We start from the raw sequence: 6,045 nt of genomic DNA, 5'->3' as shown, positions 1-6,045 counted from the left end.
TTTTATTAGCTAAATTATTTAACTACATATTTTAAATTATTTGTAACTGAGAATCAAAGAAGAATTATGATTGGAGAGCAGAAAAATGAAATTACTTAATAATTTATCTTTGAAAGTTAAGTTTCTTGTTATACCTGTTATTTTAATTTTAATTGGGGTTAGTGGTATCGGTTTTTTAGCAACTAATCTTCTGAAAGAAAATTTATTTACAGAACAATATAATAATAGTTTAAATCTGGCAGAACAAGTTGAACAGCAGCTGGCTGATAATAGTAATTCGTTAAAAACTATTAATAAAATGCTTGAAGAGAAAATAGAAGCAGCAGCTAATGTTACAATTTTAAATCGAGATGATCTAAGCAATGAGCGATTACGAGAAATTATGGAGCAGACAATGGTCCAAGAAATTTCTTGGTATAATCCAGCCGGTGAAATTATTTATTCGACTGTAGATGATTATGTCGGGTGGCGGGCTGAAACTGGTCATCCAGTTAATGATTTTATGATTTCTAACAAGGATATTTTAATGGAAAATATTCGTAAAGATAGCGAATCTGAGAATTATAATAAATATGGTTATTTAAGAAATAATGATGGGACTTTTATGCAGGTAGGAATTAGAGCTAATAATGTACGTGAATTGACCAACAGTTTTAGTTATCAAACTTTAGTCGAAAAACTTCAAAAAAACAATGAAATAATTTATGTTTCTTTTATTAATAATGAATTTGAAAATATAGCCGATAGCCGAAAAGATAAAATTGGAGATTTAAGAAATTCTAAACTGGTTCAAACAGTTGTTAAAACAAGAGAAAATATTTTTAAAGAAAAAGATTATAATTATAATAATCAAGAAATTAAAATAAATGAAGTTTTTGTACCTGTTGAAGTAGAGGGAAAACAAATTGGAATTTTGAATCTTGCTTTTTCAATGGAGAAAATTTATGCTGCAGTAAATCAAGCAAGAAATAGAATTATATATATTTCTGTATTTTTCTTTGTTTTAATTAGTCTGATTTTATTTTTGAGTTCAAATAATGTAATAAAAGCTTTAAATACGATGGTTGAACACTGCGAAAGAATTGCGAAGGGTGACTTGAGCCAAAAAATCCCGGAAAAACTTTTAAAAAGAAAAGATGAAGTGGGTAAAGTTACAGAAACTTTTTCTGTTATGCAGAGTCATTTGAAAGAAATTATAGGTAGTGCAGCAGATATATCAAGTGATTTATCAGCCGCCAGTGAAGAATTATCGGCTTCAAGCCAAGAAGTTTCAGCTTCAGCAGATGAAGTAAGTAACTCAATTCAAAATGTTGCTTCTGGTGCAGAAGAACAAACAGCTGTGATTCAGGACAGTAAAACTAATATTAATAGTCTGGGAGCAAGCATTAATCAGGTAAATCAAATTTCTGATCAAATGCAGGCTAATGCTTCTAATGTAGTAACTAGCATTAAAACAGGTAGGACAAGGCTTAATCAAACTGTTAATGATATTGAAAGTGTAAAAATTAATTCTGATCAAGCCGCAGTTAAAATAAATAAACTAGAAGAACTTTCTGGACAAATTGAAACAATAATTAATTTGATTAATGATATTTCTTCTCAGACAAATTTACTTGCTTTAAATGCTGCAATTGAAGCAGCAAGGGCCGGTGAAGCCGGGCGTGGATTTAGTGTGGTAGCAGATGAAATTAGAAATCTAGCTGAAGAATCAGAAAATGCTACAGAAAAAATATCAGCTTTAATTAAGGAGATACAGTTTGCTGTCAAAGATGCTAATGATAAGATGAACAACACTGGAAAAGTAGTAGAAAACAGTATAAATTCTATTCAGACTACAGACGATTCTTTTGAAGAAATTGATGATGTGGTGAATAGTTTAAACTCTTTAATTGAAAAAGTTGATTTTAATTTGGAAGGAATTAAAGGTGAAAGTCAAGAAGTAAATGATTATATGGAAGAAATTTCTCGTGTAAGTAATGAAACAGCATCTAATTCTGAGGAAGTTGCTGCAAGCAGTGAAGAGCAGAGTAGAGTAACAGAAGAAATAGTTAAATCTGCAGAAAATTTAACAGTAATGGCTCAAAATTTATCAGCTATTGTAGATCAATTTAAAATATAATTAGAAGTGTGATAAAAATGCTTATTTGGAATTTATGTGCTTTTATGGGGACATCAATATTTGCTTTGAACTTTATTTCTATGAAAATCTTGACTAATTTTTTGCCCACGATGTTAATTGTTTTTTTAAGATTTGGTCTCGCTGGGATATTTTTATTTTTAATTCTTGTTAGCCAGAAAAAAGGTATAGGAATTAATGATAGCTCTGATTTACTAAAGTTATTTATTTCTGCCTTATTTGGAATGAGTCTTTATTATTATTTTTTTACCAGCTCACTTCAATATATTTCTGCAGCTTTAGCTTCTTTGATTTGTTCAATAATTCCGATTCTAACTCTGCTTTTTGATAGTGTTATTAATAAAACAAAAACTAAAAGAATAACTATATTTTTATTTTTGCTTTCTATTTTTGGAGTTTATTTAGTAATAGATATCAATGAAATCGGCAATATATTTTCTACTATTAAGGGTTTTTTTCTGATGTTATTAGGCGTTATTTCTTGGATAACTTATACTATGAAAGCAGAATACTTATTAGAAAAATATGATTCTGTTTTGGTTTTAGCATATCAGTGTATTTTTGGTTCTTTAATTACCAGCATTTTTGCTTTCAAGGATATCTATATTTTAAAAAATATTATAAGTTCTCCAAACTTTATTTTGATAACTGCAAACATATTATTTGTGAGTTTAATAGCAACTGCTGCAGGATATTTATTATATAATCTAAGCATTAAAAATTTGGGAGTTACCATGCCTTCATTATATATGAATACGATGCCAATAATAACATTTATTGCCTCTTATTTTTTATTAAATTCTACTATTAGCTATAGAAAAATATTGGGGATTCTGATAGTTATTATGTCAGCTATGATAGTTACATTTAAAGAAAAAAAGAACGTAAATTTAGCAAAACAAAGCTTGTAAAATAAATAACATAATGCTATAATTATATTAATGATAATATATGGGAGTGTTTATGTTCAAGGTGAACATCCTGGACTTCAAATCCAGCGGCAGGCAGGCGGACCTGTCTGTGGTGGGTTCGATTCCCACACATTCCCGCCATATAAATATTAACACCTTTGGACATCTATTTAGATTATACAATCTACTTAGATGTATTTTTTTTAAAAAAATATTTTTAGTAAAAATAGGCTGCTAATTTTAGGAGGAACAATTCATGGTTAAGGAAGAACTATTAAAATCAATACCTGCTGTAAATGATATATTAGCCGAGGAAAAATCAAAAAAAATTAAAGATAATTATTCCAGAGCTGATTTGTTAGATGGTATAAGATATGTAACTGATAAAATACGGACTAAAATTTTAGCTGATGATTTTTCACCAGCTAAATTTGATCAAGATTTATTAAAATCAGAAAATATTTTAGATTCAGTGAAAAAATACTTAAAGAAGATATATCAGCCTGAAATGTCACCAGCTATCAATGCAACTGGTGTTGTGATTCATACTAATTTGGGCAGATCTCTGCTTGCTGAGAGTGCAGCAGAAGCTGTAAATAATGTTGCTGTTCATTATTCAACTTTAGAGATTGACAAAGATAGTGGTGAGCGGGGAGATCGATATTCTTCAGTGCAGGATATTATTAAAAAACTTACTGGCGCAGAAGCTGCTCTGGTAGTTAATAACAATGCAGCTGCTGTCACCCTTGTCCTGGCTGCAGTAGCTGAAGATCAAGAGGTAGTAATTTCTCGTGGTGAACTTGTAGAAATTGGTGGCTCATTTAGAGTCCCAGAGGTGATGGAGCAGAGTGGAGCAAAATTAGTGGAAGTTGGCTCAACCAATAAAGTTTATTTAAAAGACTATTTAAATGCTGTTACTGAGGAAACTGGTGCTTTTTTAAAAGTTCATACCAGCAATTATAGAATTCAGGGTTTTACAGAAACTGTTGACGCAGAAGAACTAGTAAATGATGCTCATCAAAGAGAAATTCCAGTTATAGAAGATTTAGGAAGTGGTATAATTTTTGATTTGCAGTCTTATGGACTACCTTATGAACCTACAGTAAAAGAAAGTATAGATGCCGGGATTGATCTGGTAACATTTAGTGGAGATAAACTGCTTGGAGGGCCACAAGCAGGGATAATTGTTGGCAAAAAGAAATACATTAAAAAACTTGAACGACATCCTTTATTGAGAGCATTGAGAGTTGACAAATTTACTCTGGCAGCACTTGAAGCCACCCTTAAACTATATCGTAATTTTGAGGAAGCTGTAGATAAAATACCCACCTTGAAAATGCTTACAGAAGCAGATAGCAAAGTTAAAGAGCGGGCTGAAAAATTATCATCTTATTTAGAAGAACATGATGATTTCAGCTTTAAAATCGAAAAAGATACAGCTCGAATAGGTGGAGGGAGTTATCCTCTTACTGAGATAAAGACCTATATTTTGACAATTGATTCTGATATAATTTCTTCGGAAAACCTAGCTTATAAATTACGCCAGACTGAGATGCCTATTTTTAGTAGAATTAAAAATCAGAAATTAATAATTGATCTTAAAACTGTGCAGGAAAATGAAATTAAATTATTGGCTGAAGAGATCAATAAGGTTTTGAGGGAGGAAGTTTGATGAGTGAAAAAAATATTATCATTGGGACAGCAGGTCATATAGACCATGGGAAAACAACTTTAATTAAAGCCCTTACTGGTGCAGATACAGATAGATTAAAACAGGAAAAAGAACGTGGAATTTCAATTGAGCTTGGTTTTACTTCTTTTGAACTTGCAAACGATAAACAGGCAGGTATTATTGATGTTCCAGGCCATGAAAAATTTATAAAAAACATGTTGGCAGGAGCTGCTGGTGTTGATTTGGCAATTTTAGTTGTTGCTGCAGATGAGGGGATGATGCCTCAATCTAAAGAGCATCTGGCAATTCTTGATTTGCTTGATGTAAAACATGGTGTTGTAGCTTTAACTAAAATTGACAAAGTAGATGAAGAATGGAAAAAACTTGTTATAGAAGATACGAGGGAAAAACTGGCAGGTTCATTTTTAGAAGATGCAGCAATTATTTCTGTGTCGGCATTAGATATGGATGGAATAGATGCTTTAAAGGCTGAAATTAATAAAATAGTAGATACAATCAGCAGTAAAGAAACTGAAAATAATATATATTTTCCAATTGATAGAGTTTTTACACTTAAAGGATTTGGGACGATAGTAACTGGAACTCTTTTTCGAGGTGTAATTGAAGTTGAAGATGAACTTGAGCTTTATCCGCAGTCTAAAAAGTTAAGAGTTAGAAGTTTACAGGTTCATAACAATAAAGTTCAAAAAGTATATCCTGGTCAGAGAGTAGGTATTAACCTTTCAGGTATTGATAAAGATGAGCTGCAGCGGGGCGATGTTTTGGCAGAAGTTGACTCTCTTTTTAAAACAAAATATTTTGAAGCAAATTTAAAGATGTTAAAAGATTTGAATTTTGTTTTAAAAAATGGTGACCAGATTAGATTTCACATTGGAGCTAAAGAAATTATTGGTCGGGTTTATTTATATGATAAAAAAGAGCTTTTTCCTGGCAAAGAAGCTTATGTACAGTTTAGCTTGGAAGAAGAGATTGCCGCTTATTTAGATGAGAAATTCGTGATCAGGAGATATTCTCCTATGAATTTAATAGGTGGCGGGAAGATTGTAATTGTTGATCCCCCTCCAAGAAAAAGAGATGAAAATCAGGTAATTGAACTACTTAAAAAGATAGAAAATGGAGACTGGAAAAAAAGAATCGAAATCTTTATCAATTCCCAAAAATTTGAATCTGCTTCTATGGAATATTTACTTAAAAAATCATCACTTCAGAAAGATGAATTAATTAATATTTTAGAAGAACTAAAAAAAGATGAGAAAATAATCTGCTTAAAAAAAGGAAATAATAGTTTGTGGATTCATCGAGAT

4 protein-coding genes and 1 tRNA gene are annotated in these 6,045 nt (G+C 31.0%); all 5 read left to right on the top strand.

Features of this window, described 5'->3' with window-relative positions; all coding sequences use genetic code 11:
* Nucleotides 1-85: 85 nt before the first annotated feature.
* Complete coding sequence (locus CI949_RS15350; protein ID WP_290767864.1) at nucleotides 86-2,119, top strand: methyl-accepting chemotaxis protein; 2,034 nt, start codon at nucleotides 86-88, stop codon at nucleotides 2,117-2,119.
* 17 nt (nucleotides 2,120-2,136) lie between these two features.
* The gene (locus CI949_RS15345; protein WP_290767862.1) at nucleotides 2,137-3,048 is read left to right on the top strand and encodes a DMT family transporter; all 912 of its coding nucleotides are present in this window, start codon (nucleotides 2,137-2,139) and stop codon (nucleotides 3,046-3,048) included.
* A 42-nt stretch (nucleotides 3,049-3,090) separates the two neighbouring features.
* A tRNA-Sec gene (locus CI949_RS15340) sits at nucleotides 3,091-3,189 on the top strand.
* 115 nt (nucleotides 3,190-3,304) lie between these two features.
* Nucleotides 3,305-4,720: an L-seryl-tRNA(Sec) selenium transferase gene (gene selA, locus CI949_RS15335; RefSeq protein ID WP_290767860.1), complete on the top strand. Its 1,416-nt coding sequence runs from the start codon at nucleotides 3,305-3,307 to the stop codon at nucleotides 4,718-4,720.
* Nucleotides 4,720-6,045: selenocysteine-specific translation elongation factor (gene selB / locus CI949_RS15330; RefSeq protein WP_290767857.1), on the top strand; the 1,326-nt coding region annotated here is incomplete at its 3' end. The genes selA and selB, both read left to right, overlap by 1 nt.

It is taken from the genome of Halanaerobium sp., from assembly GCF_003070835.1.
The sequence above is the reverse complement of the archived record's forward strand: the minus strand, read 5'-3'. Positions and strand labels throughout refer to the sequence as shown.

What these genes read in the sequence shown, in the direction of transcription:
- selA (WP_290767860.1), top strand. Translation starts at nt 3,305, where the DNA reads ATGGTTAAGGAAGAACTATTAAAATCAATACCTGCTGTAAATGATATA.
- CI949_RS15345 (WP_290767862.1), top strand. Translation starts at nt 2,137, where the DNA reads ATGCTTATTTGGAATTTATGTGCTTTTATGGGGACATCAATATTTGCT.
- CI949_RS15350 (WP_290767864.1), top strand. Translation starts at nt 86, where the DNA reads ATGAAATTACTTAATAATTTATCTTTGAAAGTTAAGTTTCTTGTTATA.